The 949-nt window shown below is 68.1% G+C and carries 2 protein-coding genes; both read left to right on the plus strand.

Translation table 11 applies throughout. The features are described 5' to 3' along the window. On the plus strand, positions 1 to 538 hold a 538-nt coding region (locus K7B10_RS40035; protein WP_229345888.1), incomplete at its 5' end, for a winged helix-turn-helix domain-containing protein. Then, positions 535 to 949 (plus strand): transposase (locus tag K7B10_RS40040; protein ID WP_229345891.1); only part of this gene is annotated, 415 nt, incomplete at its 3' end. The genes K7B10_RS40035 and K7B10_RS40040, both read left to right, overlap by 4 nt.

Consider the following 949-nt stretch of genomic DNA (forward strand, 5'->3'; position numbering starts at 1 on the left):
TTGTGGGTGGGAGGCTGTCGGGGTGTCCTACAAGTCTTCGTCTGGTGTGTCCGGTTCTCCTGTTCCTCCTTTGAAGCGGCCTGAGTTGGCGGAAGCTCGGCGTGTTCGTGCGGTCGAGCTTTTCGGGCAGGGCTGCTCGAACATCGAGATCGCGGGGATGGTGGGGGTGCATGCGGAGAGTGTCCGGCGGTGGAGACGGGCCTGGGAGAACGGCGGAGCCCAAGCACTGCGGCGGCGGCCAGCCCCCGGTCGCCGGCCGAAGCTCGACGACGCCCAGGTGGAAGAGGTGCGGACCGCATTGGAGCGGGGTGCTCAGGCGCATGGATTCGGGGCTGATCTGTGGACGTTGGAGCGGGTCGGCGTGGTGGTCGAGCGGGTGACGCAGGTGTCGTTGTCGCGGGCGTCGGTGTGGCGTCTGCTGACCGGCCGGCTGGGGTGGAGCCTGCAACGCCCTGAGCGGCGGGCGGTGGAGCGGGACGAGTCCGAGATCGCCCGCTGGATCGCGCACGAATGGCCGCGCATCAAAAAGGGGCGGTGAACACACGTGCCTGGATCGTGTTCCTCGACGAATCAGGCGTCTCGTTGCTCCCCCAAGTCCGCCGCACCTACGCACCGCGCGGCCGCACCCCGCTCCTGCGGCACCGGCTGAACTGGAAACGCGCTTCGATGGCCGCGGCCCTGGGCTACCACGCCACCGACCCCGACCGCGGCCCCCGCCTGTGCTTCCACCTCAAGCCCGGCAGCTACGACACGACCGCCCTCATTGAGGTCCTCGAACAGATCAAGGCGTTCTACCGCGGGGACAGAGTGATCCTCGTCTGGGACGGACTGTCCGCTCACTGGAGCCGGGCGATGCGAGCATGGGTCGCCGAACAGGACTGGCTGACCCTGGAGCGATTACCCGCCTACGCTCCGGAGCTGAACCCGGTGGAACTGCTGTGGTCCTCAC

The sequence above is a fragment of the Streptomyces flavotricini genome (assembly GCF_020639365.1).
Classification (GTDB): domain Bacteria; phylum Actinomycetota; class Actinomycetes; order Streptomycetales; family Streptomycetaceae; genus Streptomyces; species Streptomyces flavotricini.